At 35.5% G+C, this 25,531-nt stretch carries 17 protein-coding genes; 11 read left to right on the top strand and 6 right to left on the bottom strand.

All coding sequences use genetic code 11. The features are described from left to right. Positions 1-9 precede the first annotated feature (9 nt). A complete protein-coding gene (locus tag JS605_RS14685; protein ID WP_203258480.1) occupies positions 10-381 on the bottom strand; it encodes a thiol-disulfide oxidoreductase DCC family protein in 372 nt (123 codons plus the stop codon). 155 nt (positions 382-536) lie between these two features. On the opposite strand from JS605_RS14685, the gene JS605_RS14690 reads away from it, so the two are divergent. Continuing rightward, positions 537-836, top strand: a complete 300-nt coding sequence (locus tag JS605_RS14690) for an HPF/RaiA family ribosome-associated protein (RefSeq protein WP_203258481.1) — start codon at positions 537-539, stop codon at positions 834-836. Position 837: 1 nt separating this feature from the next. Here JS605_RS14690 and rlmH read toward each other — a convergent pair whose 3' ends face one another. Further along, positions 838-1,311, bottom strand: a complete 474-nt coding sequence (rlmH, locus tag JS605_RS14695) for a 23S rRNA (pseudouridine(1915)-N(3))-methyltransferase RlmH (protein ID WP_203258482.1) — start codon at positions 1,309-1,311, stop codon at positions 838-840. A 110-nt stretch (positions 1,312-1,421) separates the two neighbouring features. Here rlmH and nadC point away from each other — a divergent pair, with 110 nt between their 5' ends. The 4 genes from nadC (at position 1,422) to priA (ending at position 6,222) form a co-directional block, all read left to right on the top strand. After that, positions 1,422-2,282, top strand: coding sequence for a carboxylating nicotinate-nucleotide diphosphorylase (gene nadC, locus JS605_RS14700; RefSeq protein WP_203258483.1), 861 nt, complete (start codon positions 1,422-1,424; stop codon positions 2,280-2,282). Positions 2,283-2,375: 93 nt separating this feature from the next. Beyond that, positions 2,376-3,329, top strand: a complete 954-nt coding sequence (locus tag JS605_RS14705; protein ID WP_203258484.1) for a YihY/virulence factor BrkB family protein — start codon at positions 2,376-2,378, stop codon at positions 3,327-3,329. After that, on the top strand, positions 3,319-3,747 hold the full coding sequence (locus tag JS605_RS14710) for a DUF2147 domain-containing protein (RefSeq protein ID WP_203258485.1): 429 nt from the start codon (positions 3,319-3,321) through the stop codon (positions 3,745-3,747). Before JS605_RS14705 ends, JS605_RS14710 begins: the two co-directional genes overlap by 11 nt. 24 nt (positions 3,748-3,771) lie before the next feature. Continuing rightward, positions 3,772-6,222, top strand: a complete 2,451-nt coding sequence (gene priA, locus JS605_RS14715) for a replication restart helicase PriA (RefSeq protein WP_203258486.1) — start codon at positions 3,772-3,774, stop codon at positions 6,220-6,222. Positions 6,223-6,320: 98 nt separating this feature from the next. On the opposite strand, the gene JS605_RS14720 is transcribed toward priA, so the two are convergent. Beyond that, complete coding sequence (locus tag JS605_RS14720; RefSeq protein WP_092580221.1) at positions 6,321-7,016, bottom strand: LytR/AlgR family response regulator transcription factor; 696 nt, start codon at positions 7,014-7,016, stop codon at positions 6,321-6,323. Positions 7,017-7,216: 200 nt separating this feature from the next. On the opposite strand from JS605_RS14720, the gene rpsF reads away from it, so the two are divergent. From rpsF to hisS, 6 genes are all read left to right on the top strand, one after another. After that, complete coding sequence (gene rpsF, locus JS605_RS14725; RefSeq protein ID WP_203258487.1) at positions 7,217-7,555, top strand: 30S ribosomal protein S6; 339 nt, start codon at positions 7,217-7,219, stop codon at positions 7,553-7,555. Between the two features lie 2 nt (positions 7,556-7,557). Beyond that, positions 7,558-7,854 (top strand): 30S ribosomal protein S18, encoded by a 297-nt coding sequence (rpsR, locus tag JS605_RS14730; protein ID WP_130938278.1) that lies wholly within the window; start codon positions 7,558-7,560, stop codon positions 7,852-7,854. A 13-nt stretch (positions 7,855-7,867) separates the two neighbouring features. Then, the gene (gene rplI, locus JS605_RS14735; protein ID WP_203258488.1) at positions 7,868-8,320 is read left to right on the top strand and encodes a 50S ribosomal protein L9; all 453 of its coding nucleotides are present in this window, start codon (positions 7,868-7,870) and stop codon (positions 8,318-8,320) included. Between the two features lie 105 nt (positions 8,321-8,425). After that, a complete protein-coding gene (locus JS605_RS14740; protein WP_239000367.1) occupies positions 8,426-9,316 on the top strand; it encodes a glycerophosphodiester phosphodiesterase family protein in 891 nt (296 codons plus the stop codon). A 50-nt stretch (positions 9,317-9,366) separates the two neighbouring features. Continuing rightward, positions 9,367-9,837, top strand: a complete 471-nt coding sequence (locus JS605_RS14745) for a DUF6495 family protein (protein ID WP_203258489.1) — start codon at positions 9,367-9,369, stop codon at positions 9,835-9,837. A gap of 138 nt (positions 9,838-9,975) precedes the next feature. Beyond that, positions 9,976-11,355 carry a histidine--tRNA ligase gene (gene hisS / locus JS605_RS14750; protein WP_203258490.1) on the top strand — a complete coding sequence of 460 codons (1,380 nt, stop codon included), beginning with the start codon at positions 9,976-9,978 and terminating at the stop codon, positions 11,353-11,355. Positions 11,356-11,425: 70 nt separating this feature from the next. Here hisS and JS605_RS14755 read toward each other — a convergent pair whose 3' ends face one another. The 3 genes from JS605_RS14755 to JS605_RS14765 form a co-directional block, all read right to left on the bottom strand. Then, positions 11,426-14,638, bottom strand: coding sequence for a LamG-like jellyroll fold domain-containing protein (locus JS605_RS14755; RefSeq protein ID WP_203258491.1), 3,213 nt, complete (start codon positions 14,636-14,638; stop codon positions 11,426-11,428). Positions 14,639-14,780: 142 nt separating this feature from the next. Then, positions 14,781-17,972 carry a LamG domain-containing protein gene (locus JS605_RS14760; RefSeq protein WP_203258492.1) on the bottom strand — a complete coding sequence of 1,064 codons (3,192 nt, stop codon included), beginning with the start codon at positions 17,970-17,972 and terminating at the stop codon, positions 14,781-14,783. Positions 17,973-18,224: 252 nt separating this feature from the next. Beyond that, positions 18,225-25,322, bottom strand: a complete 7,098-nt coding sequence (locus JS605_RS14765; RefSeq protein WP_203258493.1) for a choice-of-anchor D domain-containing protein — start codon at positions 25,320-25,322, stop codon at positions 18,225-18,227. Between the last annotated feature and the right edge of the window lie 209 nt (positions 25,323-25,531).

The raw sequence follows: 25,531 nt of genomic DNA on the forward strand, positions 1-25,531 counted from the left end.
GTATTTAGATTAAAAACTGATAGTGCAACTTTTAGATTTTCCGAACCAGGCCACACGGTTTTTTGATGCCATTTTGTAAATACCATCTCTAATTAATCTTGGAATAAAGGCCAAAAGTGCAGCTACGCGTTGCCATTTAGGTATTTTAGATACAATTTTTAAAAAGCCATCAGAGTGTGTTTTTACACCAGCCTCATCAATTAAGATAACAGTATCTAACTGATGGGTAGGATAACCGTACGTTTTGAGGAGTTGTTGGCCGTAAGGCGATTGAAAGGCTACAAATTGAAATAAATTAGCTGGAGCAAATTTTAATAACCAGCCCACAACACCGTTGCATAGGTTACACTCGCCGTCAAAAATAATAATGTCTTTTTTCATGATGTATCAAATGTCTTTTATTGTAGACGAAAAATGTGGAGCTAGCTTTCAGAGGATTATAAATTTTTAATTTTTTTTATGATTTAGGTCATCAATCATAAGAGACGAAATTTGTATCTTAGACTATGTATTAACAATTAAAAAGTAAATGGATTATGACAGTAAATTTTCAATATGTAGATGTAGACGTAAGTAAAACACTTTCGGCGTTTACCGAGGAAAAGTTAGGTAAATTGTTTAATAAATATGAATTTTTGATAAGTGCCATGGTGTACTTTAAGCAGGATGAAAAAGACCATGATGCTGGAAAAATATGTAATATAGAATTAAGTCTACCAGGGCCAAGAATCTATGCCACATCTAACGAGCATAATTTCGAGGTGTCAGTACGGGAAACAATTAAAGACCTAGACCGACAACTAAAAAAGCGTAAACAAGTTTTTAATGCGTACTAAACTATCGATGATGGTAGGGTTCGTTTCTTAAGATAGTAAACCCTCTGTATAATTGTTCGATAAAAAATAAACGTACCATTTGATGGGAAAATGTCATTTTTGAAAGTGATATTTTCCTATTTGCTATTTTGTATACGTCCTCAGAGAATCCATAAGGCCCACCAATCACAAAAACTAATTGTTTTTTTCCAGAATTCATATGCTTTTGAAGGTAACCAGAAAAATCTACCGAAGAATATTGTTTCCCATGTTCATCCAAAAGTATTAAAACATCATGAGGTGATACCTTTTTTAAAATAAGTTCGCCTTCTTTTTGTTTCTGTTCTATTTGGCTCAGGTTTTTAACCTTTTTCAAATCAGGAATTATTTCAAAATCAAAAGAGATGTAATGGGAGAGGCGTTTTTTATAAATATCAATTAAGGCAATAAGTTCTTTATTGTCCGTTTTGCCAATAGCTAATAGTTTTATAGTCATATTGCAAAATTACGATTTCCTTAATTTATCAGATTAGCATTTTTTACCATTAAAACTAAAAAATTCGCAAATTAAAGTTCCATTTATTATTTTAGCGCAAATTCCCTAATATGATTACGAAAGAGTATTTTGAAAAAGAAGTAGCTTATATTATCGAAAATGCTATAAGAGAGGATGTTGGAGATGGAGACCACAGTTCACTAGCATGTATTCCAGAGAACGCCAGAGGAAGAGCTAAGCTTTTAGTAAAGGATAAAGGTGTAATAGCAGGTGTTAATTTTGCGAGACGTGTTTTTGACTATGTTGATAAAAAACTTAGGGTAGAAGTTAAAATTGAAGATGGTACTCCTGTATCTTATGGAGACGTAGTGCTTTATGTTGAAGGGCCTTCGCAATCTATATTGAAAGCAGAGCGAACACTATTAAATGCAATGCAGCGTATGAGTGCCATTGCTACTAAAACGCACTCTTTTGTTGAGCTTCTAAAAGGAACAAATACCAAGATTTTAGATACCAGAAAAACCACCCCTGGCATTAGGGTTCTTGAAAAGTGGGCAGTACAAATTGGAGGAGGTAAAAACCACCGTTTTGCACTCTACGATATGATAATGCTAAAGGATAATCACATAGATTTTGCAGGCGGTATAACCAAGGCTATAAACATGACTAAAAATTATCTAGCCGAAACGGGAAAAGATTTGCAAATCATGGTAGAGGCGAGAGATTTGGTTGAGGTAGAAGAAATTCTGCAGAGTGATGGTATATATCGTATACTTTTAGACAATTTTGATTATGAAGATACCAGAAAAGCTGTTGAGCTTATAGGCGATAAGTGCCTTACGGAGTCTTCAGGAAACATCAATGAAACTACCATTAGGCATTATGCAGAGTGCGGTGTAGATTATATATCTTGCGGCGCTTTAACACATTCTGTCCATAATATGGATCTCAGTTTAAAAGCTGTTAAATAAGCTTGTTGTTTTTTTATACTATTACTTAAACTTAGTGCTACTAATTTTTTAACTTGCATACTGTAAGGCAAAAAAGAAAAATTTTAGCAGTTAATGACAAAACCTATTGAAGACAAGCTAGATAGCATCCCAGTAGTTAATCTCTTGGTTAGGTTTTTAAAGCAAATTAAACTACCCGGTTTTGAAGGTTTGTCTGTTTACGATTTATTGGAGCTTTATGCTTTAGGGATTGTAAAAGGGGCACTCACTACTAGAGCCAGTGCCATAGCTTTTAGTTTTTTTACCGCTATTTTTCCGTTTTTACTGTTTGTAATTATCCTTATTCCGTACATACCAATAGATAATTTTCAAGCTGAATTTCTAGAATTTTTGAATTCTTTTTTACCACCCCAAACCTCAGATTTTTTCTTCTCTAATATTTTTGATAACATCAGTGGTAGTGGTGGGGCAGGGTTGATCTCTTCGGTGTTTTTGTTATCGATGCTATTAATGGCTAATGGTGTTAATGCTGTGTTTTCTGGTTTTGAAAACTCATACCATCAACAGCTTACGCGCAATGTGTTTCAACAATATTTATATGCTTTGGGCATTGCATTAATATTGGCATTTTTGGTATTGCTTACTGTTGCCGTTTTTGGGTATTTTCAAATTTATATTTTAAGCCCTATTTATGAAAGCCTGAGTGGAGAAGTTTTAACCGATGACAACAATGGTTTGGGTTGGGTAGTTTTTGCAAAGTATACGTTTTTTGTAATCATGGTGTATTTGGCAACGGCAACCCTTTATTATTTTGGAACGAAAGAGGGGAGGAATGCGCGATTTTTTTCTATTGGTGCCTTATTAACCACCTTGCTTATTATTTTAACATCGTATCTGTTCGGTGTCTATATAGATAATTTTTCAAAATATAATGAGTTATATGGTTCAATAGGAGCTTTGTTGATCCTGTTGTTATATTTATGGCTTAACTCTAATATTCTACTGTTAGGATACGAATTAAATGCTTCATTAAATATTTTAAGAAAAGTGAATAGAGATGAAAAATAGGTATTTTATTTTGATATTGTGTTTGGTATCATGCGCTGTTTCTGCTCAAGACATTTTTGGAACATGGAAAACCATTGATGATGAAACAGGAGAGGCAAAATCCATAGTTGAAATTTATGAAGAAAATGGTAAGGTTTTCGGTAAGATTATAGATATTCTAAATCCAGAAAGGCGTAATGCAATTTGCGATAAATGTGAAGGAGAAGATAAAGGAAAACCCGTTATTGGTTTTGTACTGATACGCGATATGGAAAAAGACGGTTATTATTACGAGGGAGGTACTATTTTTGATCCGCAAAAGGGGAAAGAATACAAGTGCCGGCTTGGTTTAGACAAAGATGATAAAGATGTATTGCAAGTACGTGGTTACATAGCTTTTTTCTACGCAACGCAATATTGGCAGCGCATAAAGACCTAAATCTAAAAATAAGAATTTCTCAGCTTGTCACATTTTATAGATGTTATATTACCCATTCCATTACAGAAATTATTTACTTATAGGATAACTTCTGCTGAAGCTACATATTTAAGTGTAGGGATGCGAGTTTCAGTGCCTTTTGGTAAATCTAAAATATATACAGGAATTGTTTCTAGAATTCATACTGAAGCGCCTTTAGTTTATGAAGCCAAAGACATTCATCAAATTTTAGATGAAACCCCTATAGTAAACAAAATCCAATTAGAATTTTGGGAATGGATTGCTAACTACTATATGTGTACGTTAGGTGACGTTATGCGCGCAGCTTTACCAAGTGCTTTTATTTTAGAAAGTGAAACCATAATCACAAAAACAAAGGAACAGCTTAACGATGAGGATTTAAAAGACGACGAGTTTTTGGTGTACGAAGCCTTACATCATCAATCTTCTCTTAAAATTCAAGATGTGATGAGCATTTTGGATAAGAAAACTGTTTTACCAGTAATTAAGCGATTAATTGATAAAGATGCCATTTCTGTAGAGGAGGAAATTTTTGAAAAATATAAACCAAAGCTGGTACGCTATGTAAAGCTGGGATCAAATTTTTCTTCGGAAGAAGGTATTGAAACATTACTAGAAGATTTAAATAGAGCACCAAAACAACGGCAAGTGGTTATGACTTTATTTATGCTTTCTTCAAAAACCAAAAAACCTATTAAGGTTTCAGATCTGGTTAATGAAAGTGGAGCCTCATCTTCAATCATAAAAGCATTAATAGAAAAAGCTGTTTTAGAGGAATATCATATTCAAACAGATAGGATTGAGTTTTCTGGAGAAGTAGCTTCTGCTTCTAAAACGTTAAATGCGCATCAAGAGCATGCTTTGTCAGAAATAAAATCAGAGTTTGAGCATCATCATACGGTTCTGTTACATGGTGTAACCTCTTCAGGTAAGACGGAGATATACGTTAAGCTTATAGAAGATGTATTGGCAAAAGGAGCGCAGGTGTTGTACTTACTACCAGAAATAGCATTAACTACACAATTGGTAAGTAGGTTGCAGAACTATTTTGGGGAAAGAGTAGCGATATTCCATTCTAAATATTCTTCCCATGAACGTGTTGAAGTATGGAATAATGTTTTAAAAAACGTTGAAAAAGCACAAATAGTTTTAGGTGCCCGTTCGTCGATATTCTTACCATTTACAAACTTAGGACTCATTATCGTAGATGAAGAACATGAACAATCCTTTAAGCAGTTTGATCCCGCACCGCGTTATCACGCCAGAGATGCAGCTATAGTATTAGCGCACAAGCACCATACAAAAACACTTTTAGGGTCTGCAACACCAAGTTTAGAGAGTTTTTTTAATGCAAAGCAACAACGTTATGGTTTTGTAGAATTAAAGTACCGTTACAATAACGTATTAATGCCAGATATAGAGCTTGTAGATATAAAGGACAAGCATAAGCGAAAACTCATGAAAGGGCACTTTAGTGACAGACTCATTGAAGAAATGACAGAAACGCTCTCAGAGGGACATCAAATTATTTTGTTTCAAAACCGTAGAGGGTATTCCCCAATAATAGAGTGTAATACTTGTGGGCATGCACCACAATGTCCTAACTGCGATGTGAGTTTAACATACCATCAATACAGAAACCAGTTGCGCTGCCATTATTGTGGCTATAATACCCCTATGCTAAAGACCTGTAGTGCCTGCGGAAGCCCAGAATTAGATAATAAAGGTTTTGGTACGCAGCAAATAGAACAGGAAGTAAAACTATTGTTTCCAGAGCGTAAAGTAGCCCGCATGGATTTAGATACCACAAGGGGGAAATATGGTTATGAAAAAATTATCACAGCGTTTGAGCAACAAGAAGTAGATATTTTGGTAGGCACACAAATGCTTACCAAAGGTTTGGATTTTAGAAATGTAAGGTTGGTAGGTGTAATGAATGCTGACAATATGTTGAATTTCCCTGATTTTAGAGCACACGAGCGTAGTTTTCAACTTATTACGCAAGTATCAGGTAGGGCTGGTAGAACAGATAAAAGAGGAAAAGTGTTGGTGCAAACTTATAATCCATATCACAATATCTTACAGCAAGTATCTTCCAATAATTACGATGCTATGTATAAGGAACAAATGGACGACCGTTTTAACTACAAATATCCACCTGTTTACAAACAAATAAAAATAACATTAAAGCATAAAGACTATAATAGGGTAGAGCAGGCCTCTATTTGGCTGGGTAAATCGCTACGTCAAATATTTGGAGATAACGTTTTGGGGCCAGAGTCGCCACCAATCTCAAGAATACGAAATCAGTTCCACAAAAATATCTTAGTTAAGATTCCAAAAAAACAGTCTTTATCAAAAACTAAAGAAGCTATTATTAAAATTAACAATAGCTTCTTTAGCGTTAAAGATTTTCGGTCGGTTAAAATAATTTTAAATGTCGATAATTATTAGTAGTATATCATTCTGAAGGTTCTTTCAGAAAATATGAGTTAAAATAATTTTTATAAACTGTAATTGTTAGTTCAGTTTGACAATAACCTAATTAAGGTCTAAATATTATTTAAAGCATCAACCAATTGTGTCTTTTTGTTGCGGCTTAACGGTATTTCGTAAGCGCCAACTTCCACATTTTTACTGTTAAATCTATCAATCTTATCAAGATTTACAATATAAGATTTGTGAATTCTTAAAAATTTGTTTTCGGGTAATTCAGCTTCAAAAGCTTTCATAGTAGATAATACTACTAGGCTTGTTTCTTCTGTAACTAATTTTACATAATCACCAAGTGCTTCAATCCATTTAATGTCCTTAATGTATACTTTACGTTTTTTAAGGTTACTCTTCACAAAAATATGCTCACCTTCTTCTTCATGGAAATCAAGCGTTAATTTATGTTGTTCAAGAGCTTTTTCAACAGATGTGTTAAAACGTTCTTTGGTAATTGGTTTGTGTAAATAATCGGTAGCATCATAATTAAATGCTTTAAAAGCATATTCAGTTTTACCGGTTACAAAAATAATTTGGGGTTTTTTGTTTAATACGTCTAAAAGTTCAAAACCATTTAGCACTGGCATTTCAATGTCTAAAAAGATTAAGTCTACTTGATGCGTATTTAAACCATTTTTTGTTTCGAGTGCGCTACTGTACTCCGCTATTAAGTTTAGTGAAGGGTGATTTTCGACTAACTTAACAATAGAGAGACGTTGTATCGCTGAATCGTCTACTACTACACAGTTTAAAGTCATAACATTTTATATTATTTCGGTTAAGATATCGACAATAGTACGATAATTTCCGCTAAAAACCAAAAATCATCGGTAAACTGTTTGTTTTAACATAATTTTAACAGTTTTTTGCTACTATCAATTTAATGCTTGGAAAGTGTTGTAATATAGTAAAAAATGGTTATTTTTGCAGCCAATTTTTAACAATAAAATAGATTTTTATGAATCATTATGAAACTGTTTTCATCTTAAATCCCGTTTTATCTGAAGATCAGATAAAGGAAACAGTAAAGAAATACGAGGATTATCTCGTTTCTAAAGGTGCTAAGATGATATCAAAAGAAGATTGGGGGCTTAAAAAATTAGCTTATCCAATCCAGAACAAAAAAAGTGGTTTTTATCACTTATTTGAGTATCAAGTTGCTGGAGAAGCTATCGAGCAATTAGAGGTTGAGTTTAGACGTGATGAGCGTTTCATGCGTTACTTAACAGTGAAATTAGACAAGCACGCTGTGGCTTGGGCAGAAAGAAGAAGAGAAAAACTTAACGCTAAAGCTTAATTATGGCATCAATAGATCAACAAGCAAAAGGAAAAAAAGACGGAGAAATTAGATATTTAACTCCGCTTAATATAGAGACGAATAAGCAAAAGAAATACTGTCGTTTTAAAAAGTCTGGTATTAAGTATATCGACTATAAAGATCCAGATTTCTTATTAAAGTTTGTAAACGAGCAAGGTAAAATTTTACCAAGACGTTTAACAGGAACATCATTAAAGTACCAACGTAAAGTGTCTGTTGCTGTAAAAAGAGCACGCCATTTAGCATTAATGCCATACGTTGCAGATTTATTAAAATAAAACAATCATAACAATGGAACTTATATTAAAACAAGACGTTGAAAATTTAGGATTTAAAGACGACATTGTAACAGTTAAGAACGGTTATGGTAGAAATTACTTAATTCCTCAAGGGCATGCTGTTATCGCAACGCCTTCTGCAAAAAAGGTATTGGCAGAAAATTTAAAGCAGAGAGCTTTTAAAGAGAAGAAAATAGTTGAAGATGCTAATAAGGCTGCAGAAGCAATCAAGGCATTAGAGATTAAAATAGCGTCTAAAGTTGGTGCAGGAGACAAATTATTTGGTTCTGTAAACAATATAGATGTTGCTGCTGCTCTTGAAAAAGAAGGTCATGCGATAGATAAAAAATTCATCTCTGTTGCTGGTGGAAATGTAAAACGTTTAGGGCAGTACAATGCTACTATCCGTTTACACAGAGAAGTATCTGTAGAATTACCATTTGAAGTTGTAGCGCAGGCTAACTAATTTCAAAATTCTTAATACATTTAAAACCGTTTGGAGATACTCTAAACGGTTTTTTTATTAAAGCTAATGGTGCATTCTAAAAAATGAGCATCAAATTTAAATTTAATGATGAAGAGAATATGTATTGTTTTTTTAGTATTTCTTTGTGTTTCATGTAAAAGTGAAACGCAAAAACAAGAAGGGATTGTTGTAAAAAATTACAATACACCGTCTGTTTTACTAGAAACTTTTAAATATACTCCAAACGCAAAACCTTTAATAAGTGTACATCGAGGGGGAAAGGGCATTAAGCATTATCCAGAGAATTGTTTAGAAACTTTAACATATATAAGTGATAGTATACATGATGCTATTTTTGAGATTGATGTAGCAAAAACGAAAGATGGTATTTTGGTATTGATGCACGACAATACACTAGAGCGTACATCAACAGGAAAGGGAAAAATTACAGATTATACATTTGCAGAATTGCAAAACTTTAATTTAAAGGACGATTTTGGAAATATAACAATATATACAATACCTTTATTTAGTGATGTATTAAAATGGGCTAGGGACCATAACGTAATTTTAACCATTGATATTAAACAAAGTGTTGCAGTAGAAAACGTAGTTGCATTAATTAGGGACGCAAAAGCACAGGATATTTCTGTAATTATCACTTACGATTTAAAGCAGGCAGAACGGGCTAATGCAATTGCGCCAGAGCTATTGCTCTCGGTTTCCGCTAGAAATAATAAAGAATTTGAATGGTTGTTGCATTCTGGTATTCCTACCGAAAATATGTTAGCTTTTACTGGTACACGCTTATCGCCAGACAGTCTTTACCATAAGATTCACAAAAATGGTATTAAAACTATGCTTGGTACGTTAGGAAACTTAGATAAACGTGCAGAAGCTAGAGGAGATTCTCTTTATAGGGTATGGGTTAGTAAAGGCATAGATATTATAGCTACCGATAGGCCTTTTGCAGCAGCAACTGCCATTAAAAATTAAAAGTTTAACCAATAGTATAATTTTTCTAGATAGAATAATTAATTAGGTATATGAAGTATAGAAGACTTACAAAAGAACAATTTGAAGAGTTGCACCAAGAATTCATCAACTTTTTGGCAACACAATCTATAACAGCTGATGAATGGGCTAATTTAAAGGAAAATAAGCCTGAAGTAGCAGAAATGGAACTAGATGTGTTTAGCGATTTAATTTGGGAAGGTGTACTAAACAAAGCAGAATATTTAGAGCATTTTGCCCCGCAACATATGTATCTATTTAATTTAGGGGAAGAAAAAATGCACGCCATAGTGGTTAATGTTAAGAACGATGCTGTAGATATTACAACAAAAGAAGGTTATAATTGGTTGCGTGAAAACTTAATGGACGATAGTGTGGAGTTTTTACAGGCAGACAAAGATTATTCAGAAGATAAAAATCTGGATAAATTTATGATGATTGAACAAGGTGCATCCATAACCAAAGGCGAGTTATATCATTATTTTGATAATTTAATTAATTAGTTCCGTCATTCCTGCTTAGGCAGGAATCTATTTCAAGATAATCTATTATTTTTGTTGCTCTTCATCATAAATTAACTATTATGGTAGTATGATGCGGAGTAACACCTAAAACAAATACCTGCGGTAGCAGGCTGTAATATGGCACAAAAACCATCTATCCCAAAAGGTACAAGAGATTTTAATCCAGAGCAGGTAGCGAAGCGCAACTATATTTTTAATACCATTAGAAGCACTTTTGAAACTTTTGGATTTCAGCCGATTGAAACGCCGAGTTTTGAAAATTCTAGTACGTTAATGGGAAAATATGGAGATGAAGGCGACCGTTTAATTTTTAAGATTTTGAATTCTGGGGATTATTTATCAAAAGCTAATGAAAAAGCTTATTCTGATAAAGACTCCAATGCATTAACTCCAAGTATTTCAGAAAAGGCGCTTCGTTACGACTTAACAGTGCCATTTGCCCGTTATGTTGTACAACACCAAAACGATATAGAATTTCCTTTTAAACGCTACCAAATACAACCTGTTTGGCGTGCCGACAGACCACAAAAGGGACGTTTTAGAGAGTTTTACCAATGCGATGCTGATGTGGTAGGAAGCGATGCTTTGTGGCAAGAGGTAGAATTTATTCAGCTTTATGATACCGTATTTTCTAGTCTGAAATTAGAAGGTGTTGTGATTAAAATTAATAATCGTAAAATACTTTCAGGCATTGCAGAAGTTATTGGAGCAAGCGATAAATTGATTGATTTTACTGTTGCTCTAGATAAGCTTGATAAAATAGGAGAGGAGAAGGTAAAACAAGAGATGTTGGGTAAAGGTATCCCACAATCTGGAATAGATAAATTGGCACCTTTATTTTCTATCTCTGGTAATTTTGAATCTCAAATTGATAGTTTAAAAGCTATTTTATCTGTCTCTGAAGAAGGAAAAAAAGGGATTGAGGAATTAGAATTTATAAATAATGCCATTTCTGAGTTAGGCTTAAAAACGGCAGTACTGCAATTAGATGTTACTCTGGCAAGAGGACTCAACTACTACACGGGTGCAATTTTTGAAGTTGCAGCACCAGAGGGTGTAAAAATGGGATCTATTGGTGGCGGTGGTCGTTACGATGACTTAACCGGAATTTTTGGTATGCCTAATATAAGTGGTGTAGGTATTAGTTTTGGTTTAGACCGTATTTATCTAGTGTTGGAAGAATTGAACTTGTTCCCTGAAACTGTTTCTAAAAACGTTGAGGTATTGTTTATTAATTTTGGCAACAAGGAGGCTTTGTTTAGTATGAAAGCCATTAAGCAGTTACGTGAAGCTGGAATAAACGCAGAGCTATATCCAGATGCAGCTAAGATGAAAAAGCAAATGACGCATGCGAATAGGCGACACATACCTTATGTAGTATTGGTTGGGGAGGAAGAGATGAGCTCTAATACCTATGCGCTTAAAGATATGGTATCTGGTACACAGGAAAAGCTTTCAATAGAGGCGTTAATTTCTAGCGTAAAAAAGAAGTCCTGAAGGTCAGTTCAGGACTTGAAATAGTTATTTTCGAAATTAGATTTGGGGTATTATGACTAACTCAAATAAACTATTGTATCACTATCTTTTTTGATATTTTTCCAGATTCGGCTTCTACGCTGATAATATAATTTCCGGCAATGTTTTTTGGGATTTTGTACTCAATATTCTCTTGGTTAGAATTAAGTTGTAATTGAAATAGGGACTGCCCGAGAATATTAAACATTTCTACCTTTTTTATGGTTTTGGTTTTAGGGTTTTTAATGATAATAGCTTGCTTTTCACTAACAAAGAATACTTCAATATCATTTTCCAACTCTAATTCATCATTACCTAATGTCTGCGCTTTTGCAAAGGTAATTTCAAACCTGTTTAAATGGGAACCAGCTGGTATATTGGTTTCATATTTTGTTTGTAGCAGGTCATGGTATATACCAAGTTCTTTATCGTGTAAAAATATCTCAAGGTTATCAGGGACATTTTCCAGTTTATCGAGTGTAATGCTGTTAAAACCAGTGGTTTTTGTGTGTATACCTAGAGGGATCTTAGTGTCTTCGGTAATAGTATCTATGGCCTGAATGATGTACTTTTCATTGCCAATCATCCAATACATGTCATCCATTTGCGTATCTATGTATTTAGAATCGTAACCCCAATCTACACCTGTGGTGGCTTTTTTATCTACGGTAACCAATAATTGCCTTCTGAGTGTATTTATAGAGTTAAATCCTAATCTAATTCTAGTTCTTGTATCTTCTGTTTTAGGTGCTAAGTTTTTACTGGACTTTTTGGAATTTTTACCTTTAACAAAGAGTGAACTTGAGCCATCCTCGATTTGAAACACACGTTGGGCATTATTAAATTTAATGGTACCACCCGTCTCAGCAGTAACGAAAAAACCTTGTCCTACGGGGATATATCTTCCAGGAATTTTGGTTGGTGTGCCACCAGAGGCTACATCTGGGTCTGTAGTGCCTATGGCGGCAGCTGGTACGCCTCCAGCCAAGGAATAGGTGGCATAACCGCCTTGGTATTCATTGGCTATATGCGATCCGCCTCCCCAGTGCTCCCAGAAATATAATGTTCCTGTGGTAGAGCCTGGGCCTGCAATGGTAGCACCATTATCTAATATAAATTGTTCGGCGTCTATTGCAGATGGGTAAGGGTTACCTACTAAATAGTCGTTACCTGCATTTATGGTTAGGTTTATATCGCCATTATTTGGTTTGCCTTTTAATACATAATTCTGCTCGTCGCTAATAGAGCCGCTTCCGGGACCTTTCATGGTAAAACCTTCTCCAACCTTAAGGGTTCCAGATTCCCTTACGTGTTGCCATGAGGCATAATCGTCACTCAATCGGTTACTGAACTTCCAAATCCAATAATCTGCAATTCCTAATGGAGATGCTGCACCGTTATATCCTGAGCTTAAAAAGTTGACATTCTCAAAAATATCAGTAACGCTAAAATCATTATTGTTTGTGGAATTGTTACTCATGCCTACTGGTGAGGACCAATAATTATAGGTATATGTATCTGCGGTACCTTGTTGGTCTTTTTCTAAGGTGCCAGCACTTACAGGATCTAATGTGCTATCTTGATTTTGTATGAGTTGAGACTCGCCTTCTAAATCTATATCTCCATTTAGTTTTATGTACCAACTATTAAAAAGACCAGAGTTATTTGTAACATGTAGTGAAGATCCACTATTTAATAGTATTCCTACCGTATTTATATCCTTGTCAATTTCTAGATCGCCGTTTATCTGTACTATAGCACAGTCTGGTATTATATTGTGTATGTCCCATACACTTCCATGTTCCCAATTACTTGAATTACTCCAATCTCCACTACAGGACGAAGTGGTAATATATGGTAATGGAGCAGTGTATTCTTGATATGTCCTCATATTATGTAACTGTCCGTCTACATTGGAATCAGAGTCGTCAGGCGTGTATCCAGTATCAATAATGCCCATTTTGTAGTATAAAATTAGGTCACTCCAAGATAAATCTTCAATGTCTTTGGGTATTACAGTTCCTCTTACATTTCCACTGTTGTTTTCAATCTCTTGATTTATTTGTCTGTGCAATTGCTCTTGATTAAGTGCTTTATCATAAACCCTACATTCATATATGGATCCCTCAAAATAATTATTGTCATTATAAGTATTCCTTCCAATTTCAAAATCATGGTCTGTATTCCAGTCATCTAGGTTATTTATTGATAAACCTACTAAACTTGGAGTCGTGTAGTTGTATATACTAGAGCCGTTTAAGAACAACTCAAAAGTTCCTGTTGCGTTATTAAACATTAAAGTGGCATGATACCATATGTTATCATTTAATAATGCGTCTGGGATATCCGGAGAATCTATATCCGACCCAAGATTGGTCTTCATAAACCCCTTAAGTCTCTTATTGGCATCTACATACAACCTAAAATTACGTTGCCCCATAATTTCGCCACCATCTGACCCTGTATCCATTTTAAACCATGTCATCATAGTAACTTCAGATTTACCTCCTAAAAAAGCACTTCTGCTGATATAATCGTTTACACCATCAAAATCTAATGTTTGTGGAATACAAAAACTAAAGTCGCCTAAACCAGAACCGTGGATTCTAGATGTAGAACAAGAACTACAATCTTCCCATAAAAAACTAACACTAGTTATATAATCTGAATCAGAAAAGTTAACCCCTACCATAGCGTTTGTTCCTGTTGTAGAGGAAGCATTGGCGTCAACTACGCCAGTAGTGTTATCTGAGGTATAAGATGGTGTTGCAGAATTTGTAAAAGTTGGATAAATAGTTCCTCCTGAAACTGTTGTAGCACTTATCGTGTACATATCTCCGTGTCCTCCTCCTGCATTAACATGTAAAAGATCAAAAGATAGAGCATAAATGGGGGAACTAAATGTAATAGTACATGTAATTCCTGTGGATGAAAAGCCAGTAGTATATAGGTCTAAATTTTCAGTTGTACCTCCACTTGCAGATGTTCCAACTCTAGGTGTCTGTCCTCCCCAGCTGCCAAGTGTACTTGTTTCTCCAGTAAATGTTACTGTGAAGTCAATACCTGAATTGTCTACATTGGAAAAAGTATTTGTAATAGCACCATCAGGAGTCCAATTATATTCATTACTGGCTGACGGGGTAGAGGCCCAATCTAATGTAAAGTTCTCTCCGCAACTGGGGGGAGAGTGAAGTTGTGCAAAAACTTTTTGAGAATAAAACAAGAGAAATGCCACCAATACAATGACGATAGTAAAATTCTTCATAATGTAGGTTATTTAGTTGGGGACTAAATACTTAGGTTGGCTAATGCTTATATTTGGTCTAGACAAATATAATTTTTTTATTCATAAAACTACGATAAAAAGCATAAAATATCGATAAAAAGTATAATTTGTATTAATAAACTTAATTTATGAGTACTTTTTTTGAGATTTTCCCCAAATCGGTTTCAACATTTAGAATAAAATTCCCTGAAATGTTTCCTGGGATACGATACTCTAAGTAATTTTTGTTGGAATTTGTATTTAAATTGAATAATGATTGTCCAAGGATATTGAACATTTCAACTGATTTTATGGTTTGGGATTTACTATTATTAATTATGATGCAATTATTTTCGTTTGAATAATAGATGTCAATCCCTGTTTGGTTATTGTGCTCTTCTGTACTTAAAGTTTGAGCCTTGGAGAATGTAATTTCAAATCTGTTTAAATGCTCTCCAGCTTCTAAGTAAGTTTCAAATTTAGATTGTTGTAAATCGTGGTAGAGGTTAAGTTCTTTATCATGTAAATAAATGTCTAGGTTTTTTGTAGAATTCTCTATGGCATCTATTTTAATGCTGTTTAAGCCGGCTTTATCTGTATGGATACCTAATGGAATTATAGTTTCATCAGTTATAATATTGTCTATGGCTTGAATTAGATATTTTTCATTGTTTAATATCCAATACATATCGTCAATTTGCGTATCAATATATTTTGAATCGTAGCCCCAGTCTATTCCAGATGTTGCATGTTCATCTATAGTTACAAGGAGCTGTCTGTTTAGGTTGTTTACGGAATGAAATCCAATTCTAAGCTTCATCCTTGGGTCTTCAGTAGTACGCGCTTTATTTGTTGAGCTATTTTTAAATGCAATTGCGTTGGTGTCATTTTTATTATAGAAAACACGTTGGCTATTATTGAATTGTATTTCCCCATCGGTTTTAGCGGTTACATAAAACCCTTGGCCAACAGGAATATATCTTTCGGGAATCCTTATAGATACGTTCTCTGTTGTTGCTGTGGTATTAATAATGCCTTTGGTTACGGCAGGAATACCTCCAGATAGTGAAAATGTAGCATAACCTCCTTGGTAATCGTTAGCAACATGCGAGCCTCCTCCCCAATGTTTCCAGAAGTACAATGTACCATTAATGGCTCCTGAACCTGAATCGGGTTTATTATCTAAAAGAAATTGTACGGCATCTATAGCTGAAGGGTAGGGGTTGCCTACCAAGTAGTCATTTCCAGCATTTACTACTAAATTAATATTTGCATTATTGGGTTTGCCTTTAAGTATATATCCTTGTTCATTATCATTTGCGACTGAGCCCGGACCTTTCATGGTAAAACCTTCCCCAGGTATAATCTCTCCCGTACTTCTAATTTGTTGCCACGAAGCGTAATCATCACTTAGCTTATTACTAAATTTCCATATCCAATAATCAGCAATGCCCAAAGGAATCTCAGAGCCATCATAGCCATTGGTTATAAATTCCACACCATCAAAAATATCTTTAACAGTGTAATTGACATTATTTGTTGTAGTGCTTTGTTTGCTTACTGGTGAGGCCCAATAATTATAGGTATACTTATCAGCGGTACCTTTAATGTCTTGTTCTAAAACCCCACCACTGTTTGGGTCTAACGTACTATTTTTGGTTTGTATGAGTTGCCCTCCTCCCTTTAATTTTATGGTTCCATTTAGTTTTAAATACCAAGAGTTAAATAAACCTGTATTGTTGTTTACGGTAAGGTTTTTTCCTTGGTTTACTATTAATCCTGTGGTTTTTATATTTTCCTTGGTCTCTATATTGCTTTGTATCTCAACAATGGCGTGTTCGGGAACATAGTTGTGAATGTTCCAAACATCTCCATGTAACCAACTATTGGCATCTTTCCAATCGGTATTATCGGTAGTATTTGTAATGTAGGGTAGTGGTGCTGTATACTCTTGGAACGTAGTCATATTGTGTAGTATTCCATTTCTATTGCTAAGAGAACTATCAAAAGCATAACCTGTATCTAAGATGTCCATTTTGTAATAGAGTATTAAATCGTTCCAAGCTAAGTCAGCAATATCCTTAGGGATTGTTTCTCCTCTTACATATCCACTATTGTTTTTTATTTTTTGATTTATTTGTTGGTGTAATTGGTTGGTATTTAATACTGTTTTATAGATCCTTGACTCATTAATAGATCCTTTAAAATAATTTTTTTTAATTTCGGTGTTTCTGCCTATTTCAAAATCGTGGTTCGTATTCCAATCAGGGGTGTTGTTAATTGTTGTATTGGTAAGTGTAGCATCGGAATAACTCCAAATACTATTGCCATTTAAATATAAAAGAATAATACCGGTGCCTCCATCATACACTACAGCTACATGTTGCCATACATTAGCTTCAATTAGTGCTTCGGTAAGATCGGGAGAAACTATTTCTAAGCCATTATCAGTTTTTATAAAAGCTCTTAGCTTATTGTTGTTATCTATATATAATCTAAAATTACGTTGCCCTATAATTTCACTTGCATTTGGGTGGCTATCTGCTTTAATCCAAGACATCATTGTTATTTGATCATGGCCTCCTAGAAACGCAGGAGTGCTTATATAGTCATCTTCTCCATCAAAGTCTAATGTTTGTGGTGTGCAGAAACTAAAATTCCCAATGCCTGTGGCATGTGCTTTTTCGGGTGAACAGCTTTCACAATCTTCCCAGAGAATGCTTATACTTGTTATATAGTTTGGGTCAGCAAAGTTTACGCCTACAATGGGATTTTCTCCAGAGGTTAAATTAGAAACCGCATTCACAATTCCTGTTGTTTCATCAGTGGTATATGAAGGGGAAGGGGAATGCGTAAACTTGGGGTAAATTGTATCTCCTTTTGAGTTTTTCCCTGTAATGGTATATTTATCACCGTTTACTTCGTATACGTTGATATGATGTATATCGAATGATAAAGCATATATGGGTTTACTAAAAGTTATGGTGCAGGTAATGCCTTCGTTAACGAAGCCATTGCTTAACAAATCGATGCCTTTGTGTAGGTAACTTGATTTTGTTCCTACTTTTGGGGTTTGCCCTGCCCAAAATCCTAAAGTGCTTGTTTCTCCAGCAAATGCTATTGTGATATCTACATTAGAATTGTCAACATTGGTAAGCACATTTGATAGGGCACCAGAGGGCCAGCCATACTCATTTGAATTTTCTGGGTAGGTTGACCAATTTAATGTAAAATTATTGCCACATTCTGGAGTATTGTGGAGCTGTGCAAATGTTTTTGAAGTCCAAAAACAGAGAGAGAATATCATCGAAACGATAATAGCAATATGCTTCATGTTGTAGGTTATTTAGTTTGGAGCTAAATATTTGTTTGTGTATTAAATAACACTGGGCTAATATAAATATTTCTTTTCATAATATCGATAAAACGTATAAAAATATCGATAAAAAACATTTCAATGTTTAAAGAACATTTGCAAACACAAACTATTCTAGTTTTTATTTTAGCTTATAATAAAAAAGTTAGGACTTTTAGTAGTAACTAAAATATCCTAACTTTTAATATAATTTACCTCATATATAGGTTATTATTCTATAATGACTTTTTGAGAAATAGCTTTGTCGTTATCTAGATGCACTTTTACAAGATATACACCTGTTGAAACGCCATCTACCTCATGTTCAATTTCGCTTTTATTTGATGCTTCATCAAAATGTTTTAAGGACTGGCTTAGCAAATTGAATATCTCTATTGAATTAACAGTTCGTTCTTTTGGGTTTTGAATGATTAGTGTATTTGCATCATTGTGGTAACGAATTTGTACATCATTAAACTCAAAATCATCTGTTCCAAGTAGTGTACTATCACTACTAAAGGTTATTTCAAATCTATCCTTATATTCTCCTGGCGATAAGTTGATAGAATAGTCACTTTGTTTTAAATCATGATATGTATTTAATTCTTTATCATGTAGATAGATGTTTGTACTGCTTTCAATGTTTATCAACTCATTAATCCTTATCGTTGCCATACCTGATTTTGAAATTTTTAGCCCAAGAGGTAATTGTTGGTTTTCTTCAAAATTATTTACTCCTTGGATAACCAGAGGTGTATCGTTAAAATTCCAATACATGTCTTCATTTCCAACATCTAACAAAATGGCATCATATCCAAGATCAAAATCATTTGTAGTTCTCTCATCAACACCAACAAGGAGTTCACGATGGTACCCGTCAGGAGAATCAAACATTAATCTAATTTTTTGTCTTTTATCTTTTTCTGTGTTGTTTGCAGTAGATGATTTTTTATTGTTATTACTTTTTACAAAAATAGAGCCTGTATTTGATCCAGATACAGTTTCTCTCTGGAATACCCTTTGGCTATTTCTAATTAAAATGTTTCCGCCAACAATTGGTTGTGATAACCCAGTTAAGGTTGGGTCGTTTACAGCTGAAGCAAAGAACCCTTGTCCTACAGGTATGTACCTTTCAGGACGTTTTGTTCCTGTTGCATAAGTTACATTAATTCTAGCATCGTCTGATATAGCCAGAGTTCCACCAATTAAGGTTAAAGTGGCATAACCACCTTCGTAAGAACTAAGGTTGTGTGTGTTGTCTGAAAAATGATCCCAGAAATATAGGGCACCATTAATTACGTTTTGCGTATTGGTTCCTCCATCTGCAGCACTTAGGTTATCTAAAATAAAGGCATTGGCATCTAAGGCAGAAGGGTATGGGTTACCAATTAAGTAATCGTTATCAACATTTATCAGTAAACTAAAATCGCCATTATTGGGTTGTCCTAAAAATTCATAATTCTGTTCAGGAGTAAGTACACCAGGACCTTTCATTGTAAATCCTTGTCCTACCGATATGGTATTTGAGCTTCGTGTGTGTTGCCATTGCGAATAATCGTCGTTTGGTAAATTGGCATAGGTCCATATCCAGTAATCTGCATTTTGTAATGGAGATGTCGTTCCATTATACCCTGAAGTTATAAAACCAACATTATTAAACACGCTTGCTACTGTGTAATCCGCATTACTTGTAGGAGATACAGGAGAACACCAGTAATTGTAAATGTAAGTGCTTGGTACACCTTGTTGGTCTCTTTCTAGAGTACCTGTACTAGTAGTATCAAAATCACTACGGTCTGATTGTACTAATTGTGATTCTCCTTCTAGATCAAGAGTTCCATCGATTTTTAAATAATGTGTTACGGTTAAGCCTATACCTTCATTAGCAGCTGTGTCTCCATTCACTTGTAAATCGCCGCTATTTATAATTAAAGCTTGTACAGAACAATCTCTTGTCCTAGTAGCCGTAGGTGAGGCACCAAGATAAGTGTCATGGTTTATTTCTACTATATTCCAACTTATTGGTGTAACGCCATCTACAATTGATAAGGCATTAGGTAAATCTACTACCGAATTGTTTAACCAAGTTCCTGTTGCATCCCATGAACCAGTAGCTTGTGTTTCATAAGGTAAAGGAGCAGTTTGGTAATCCACTGTATTTAAATTTCGTAATGCGCCTTGAATATTATTACCAGACATATCATCTGTGTTTGTATATGTGTATACTGACATTGGGTAATAGCCAGCCAAATCTGTCCATGGTATACTGCTAATTTCACATTTTGTAATAGTTGTTGGGATAACATCTCCATATTCTAATGCTAAGGTACTATCATCAATGATTTCTTGATTCATAACATACCTTAATTGATCCACGGAAAGTGCTACATCCCAAACTCTTACTTCATCAATATTTCCAGCAAAATAATCTGTTGTATTCGGGTCGAAACCGTCAGCAGCAGCCACTAAGAATTTTTGTGAGGTAGCTACTGGTGCTGGTAAAGCATTTGAAGCAGCTTCTACACCATCTATATACAGTCGTGCAGTTCCACTCTCATAAATTACAGCAACATGGTGCCATTTATTTTCAGGAATGACGACAGTAGTATTAACGGTACCTGCTCCTCCGTTCACTGAGAATTCTAATTGTCCAGAGCCATTAATTCTAAGATCGTACCCTTCAGAATCTGCAGCATTTCTCTTAGACATGATAGAGGCGTTTATTGTACCTGTATCTCTTTTAATCCATGCAGACATAGTGAACTCTGTGGTATTTAAATCTAAGTTATTTTCCATATCTACATAATCCACAACACCATCAAAATACACAGAACGTTCTACCACTATCTGTGGCGCATATCCAAACGTAATGTATTTGGTGCCGTTAAAATTATAGTCGGCTTCCAAGTTACCACTGCCATCTGGAGTCATAACTCTGTAATCTGCAGTAGGGTCAAATACACCTGTGTCTGAGATAAACATGTAATAATTCCCTGGAGGCGTTATGTTTCTTATCGCATTTTGAGGTATTCTTACGCTACAGGATGGAATGTCTCCACCTGTTTCTACTACTTTCCATATACGTTGCATTGCTACAAATGATACTGGTGTAGATAATCCAGAAATACCATCACTCATATCTACAGCAACTGATGATGCCGCAAGGTTTAAATCAGCACCATTATTACCCCACATTAGGAATTCCCTATCATTAAAATTTGTCGGATTACTTGTGGTATTATCACTATTTGTATCATAAATATCAGATAACCCAATGGTTAATATGCCTTCAATGAGTCCTGTACCGTCAGTAGCATCATTAGAACTACTAGATTGTTTTTGTGTTAATTCAGAGGCATCATCTCTACCTATACCTGCAACATCGTAATTATAACCACTGTTGGCGCTTGTATCCCATATTACTGTATCTTGTGAGTCAATATAATCTCTATCATTGAGGTTAACTGCTGTAGTACTAGCTGTATCATGAAGTGTGATACCATATTTAATACAAAGCGCAGATAGAATTTTATGTTGGTCTGTTGATGAGTTGGCCTGAGAGTAACTTAAAACCTCACCTATTTTCCCATCGAAGAAGGTGTCGAAAGGGTGTCCGTTTATAGAAATACGCCCACTACCTAAACAATAATATGAATTTAGGTATTCTACGAATGGAAGAATGTCATAAGGGGAACTTGAAACATGACCGGTAGCATTATCTATTCTAATTCCATTTTTGTAAATTTCTGTAGACGTATTGGTGGCGTTGTTTTTAATATTGAAAACAATAACTTCATTATCATAAGAATCTGTTGCGCTGGAATACGTTCTACCCCAGGAGCCTTGAGATCCTAAGCCAGCTAAACTTGTTGGAACTGTACTTACCATGTGGTTTACCATAGAATTATGCTGGCTGAACCTTTGTGAACCTGCACCAAAATATAAGCCACTACCATCACTATGCATTGTTTCTACAGCATGTCTTCCAGATAAAGGTGCTTGTGTATTAGATAGTTGGTCGTCTATTACGCCATCAGTTTGTATTACAATAAAATATTCTCTTGCAAAATACCCACCTTTACCTTTCATAACGTCTTGGTTAGCCTTAACAAAGTCAACATAGGGATTAAAGTTGATGTTATTGGTCGCACTATTATAAAATACAGGACTTGTTGCAGTAACACTTACAGCATCATTATCTTGAGCTTGATCTGTCCATGTTGCAATATCTGATCCATCTGTTACTACGCCAATTTCAGAATCAGCTTTTAGCCAGAGTTTCAGGTTATTGGTAACACCTCCTGGTGCGTAACTTGGATCAGCAAAAGGCGTGTAAGGATCTCCATGTATAAACACATTATCAAAGTTAAACCCATCACCATTTGCGGTTTGGGATGCAAAACGTATTCTAAATTGAACAGTAGCTACATTATCAAGAGCCGAAGGTAAATCAATGCTTGCTTGTTCGGATAAATTTCTTATCGGAGAGAAAGACTCAGAACTATTATTTCCGCTCCAGCCATTTACTGCTCCTAATGCGTTTACACTAGCCGAGTTGTACCATTGCGTTCCATCACCCATAGCTCCCAAAGTGGTCCAAGTAGATCCATTAGTTGAATATTCTATTAGAGCACCATCATTAGCATCTGTATTATAACGTATGTCTATACTAAACTTTAAATTGTAGAAACCAGTTAAATCTATTACTGGGCTTGTTGCGTATGTATCGGTATTTGTTAAATAGTTGTTGTAGCTATCAGTATACCAGTAATTTGCTTCACATATATCAGTAGTGTTTGTACCGTGTGTCCATGTTGAGCCAGAGCCACTGTTAGTCATAGTCCATCCTCCATCGTTGTTGTCAAAATTTTCGTAGTAAATGGTGTATGTTGGTGGGCCGCTAATTCCTGTACCTTGAATATCAAAAGTATAAGGGTTTTCATCTCCATCGTCATTTGCTATAGATACAGTTGCAGTTCTAGTACCTAGAGCGCTAGGGTCGAATGTAATTTCAAAAGTAGTGCTGCTGCTAGCTGCTATAGTAGCTGAAGGGATACTTGTTACAGTAAAATCTCCTGGGTGAGCACCACCAATAGTTATATATGGAGAAGCTCCTGTAAGATTTAAACTAGATACTGTACCTAGGTTTTGAATGGTAAAGGTGTTAGCATTATTACCACTAGTAACTACAATGCTACCAAAATCTGTGTCGTCGCTTGTATCTGGTGTGGTATCACCATCAGCGATATCAACGCTATTACCTTGAATATTTATTTCTTGTACTGTGGTTATCCCCGTACCTTGAATATTAAAATTATATGGGTTTTCATCAGAATCATCATTAGCGATACTTACTGTAGCGGTTCTTAAGCCTGTTGCGCTTGGGTTAAATGTAATGGTAAATGTTGTACTGCCACTGGCAGCTACAGTAGCTGAAGGATTTGCTGTTAGTGTAAAGTCGGCTGCATGGGTTCCGCTAATTGTAATGTAAGGGGATGGGGCTGTTAAATTTAAGGTTGCAGTACCTGTATTTTGGATGGTAAACGTATTGGCGTTAGTACCAATTGTCACGTCAACATTTCCAAAATCAGTGTCATCAGATACATCTGGTGTAGTATCTCCATCTGTAATTGTGGTTGCATTACCAATAAGATTTATTTCTGGTTCTGGTGCTGTGTTGTAAAGAGAGATATCATCTACGGACATATCACTGTTAAAGCTACTTCCTGTAATACCTTGAATTCTTAATTTGATAGTTTGCCCAGCATAAGCAGCAAGGTTTAACGTAACGGTAATCCAAGCGTCTCCATTGGTTGTTTGAACTTGTCCAGTTTGCGACCAAAGATTTGTAGGGTAGGTAACTCCACTATCAGTACTAATGTCTACATTAAGGGTTCCCATATCTGCTCCATACATGTGGTAGCTAAAGGACAGTTCTGGATTTGTTAGGCCAGTAAGGTCAAAACAAGGACTAAAAAGATTACTAGTATTATTGTAATTTGAACTTGCTTCCGTATAAATATAATATGTTCCACCGCCAGCACCAGTAGGACCAGTTGCTGATGAAGTGGTTCCACCACTATTAACGGTCCAATCAAAATTATCAGTTGTATCTTGAATCCATGCACCAACTGTGTTGGTTTCAAAATCTTCAGTGTATGGAAAACTACTAACTGTTGAACCACAAGGATCTACCCCTGTGCCTTGAATATCAAACGTGTAAGGATTTTCATCAGAATCATCATTTGCAATACTTACGGATGCAGTTCTAAGGCCTGTAGCACTAGGATCAAAAGTAATTGTAAATGTTGTACTACCGCTAGCAGCTACTGTTGATGCTGGATTAGCCGTAACTGTAAAATCGGCTGCATGAGTACCTGAGATGCTTACTAGAGGACCACCAGTAAGGTTTAATGTTATAGTACCTGTATTTTGGATGGTAAATATATTTGCATCTGTAGCACCAGTAATATTCACACTACCAAAATCTGTATCGTCGCTTACATCTGGAGAAGTATCCCCATCAGTAATATCTGTTCCATTACCTTGTATGTTTATATCTGGAGCTATTGCAGTCCATGTAAGAATAACTAAACCTGGGGCACCATTTCCACCAACGCCATTTCCATCTCCAGAAGCACCACCGCCACCGCCATAGTCCTCACCGTTTTGTCCGTCGTTATCGTTTCCACCATTACCACCGTTTCCAGTTCCGCCATTACCGTTGTTTGTGCCACCAGCACCACCACTTGGTGTGAAAGTACCTGTAGCATCTTGACCGTCGCTTCCGTTACCACTATCACCTGCAGCCCCACCGCCAGCTCCTCCTTCGTCTAGATCGCCATTACCACCACTTCCTCCAGAAAAGGCTACTTGACTGGTAACAGTGCCTGTAAAAGAACCACCTCCACCAGCACCACCAGCTCCTCCACTACTTGTTGATGTAAAACCACCACTACCTCCATTAGCAGTTATTGTACCTATGGTGTGTGAAACAATTGTATTACCACCATTACCTCCATCATTTCCGTTCGAAGTTGCTCCAATACCACCTGAGCCAATCGTTACTGTAATATTATCTCCTGGTGTCACAGCTAGCGTTCCTCCTCGGAATCCGCCTCCTCCTCCTCCGCCGCCGCCATCGTTACTGCCTTCGTCTGCACCACCACCACCGGCCCCCCAGGCCGATACATTTACAGATGTAACTCCAGAGGGAACTACAAAAGTACCGCTTGAGGTGTAAGTTTGACTTTGGGAAAATACATTCGAGGAAAATAGAATACCTACTATAAGTATAGTAAACTTTAATAAAAAAGTAACTTTTTTCATGAGAGGTTAAATTTAGCTTGGGACTAATTATTTAAGCTCCAAATATAAAATACAACTCCATGAAATACAAAAATAATCGATGAAATACATAATATATATTGTATATTATTGATAATCAGTTAATTAATTTTTTTGGATTTATATGTTTTTAGTGGGGCAACCATATAAAATAAGAGGTTGAACTTTTACAAAGCTCAACCTCTTATGAG

This window comes from Hyunsoonleella ulvae, from assembly GCF_016827605.1.
Classification (GTDB): domain Bacteria; phylum Bacteroidota; class Bacteroidia; order Flavobacteriales; family Flavobacteriaceae; genus Jejuia; species Jejuia ulvae.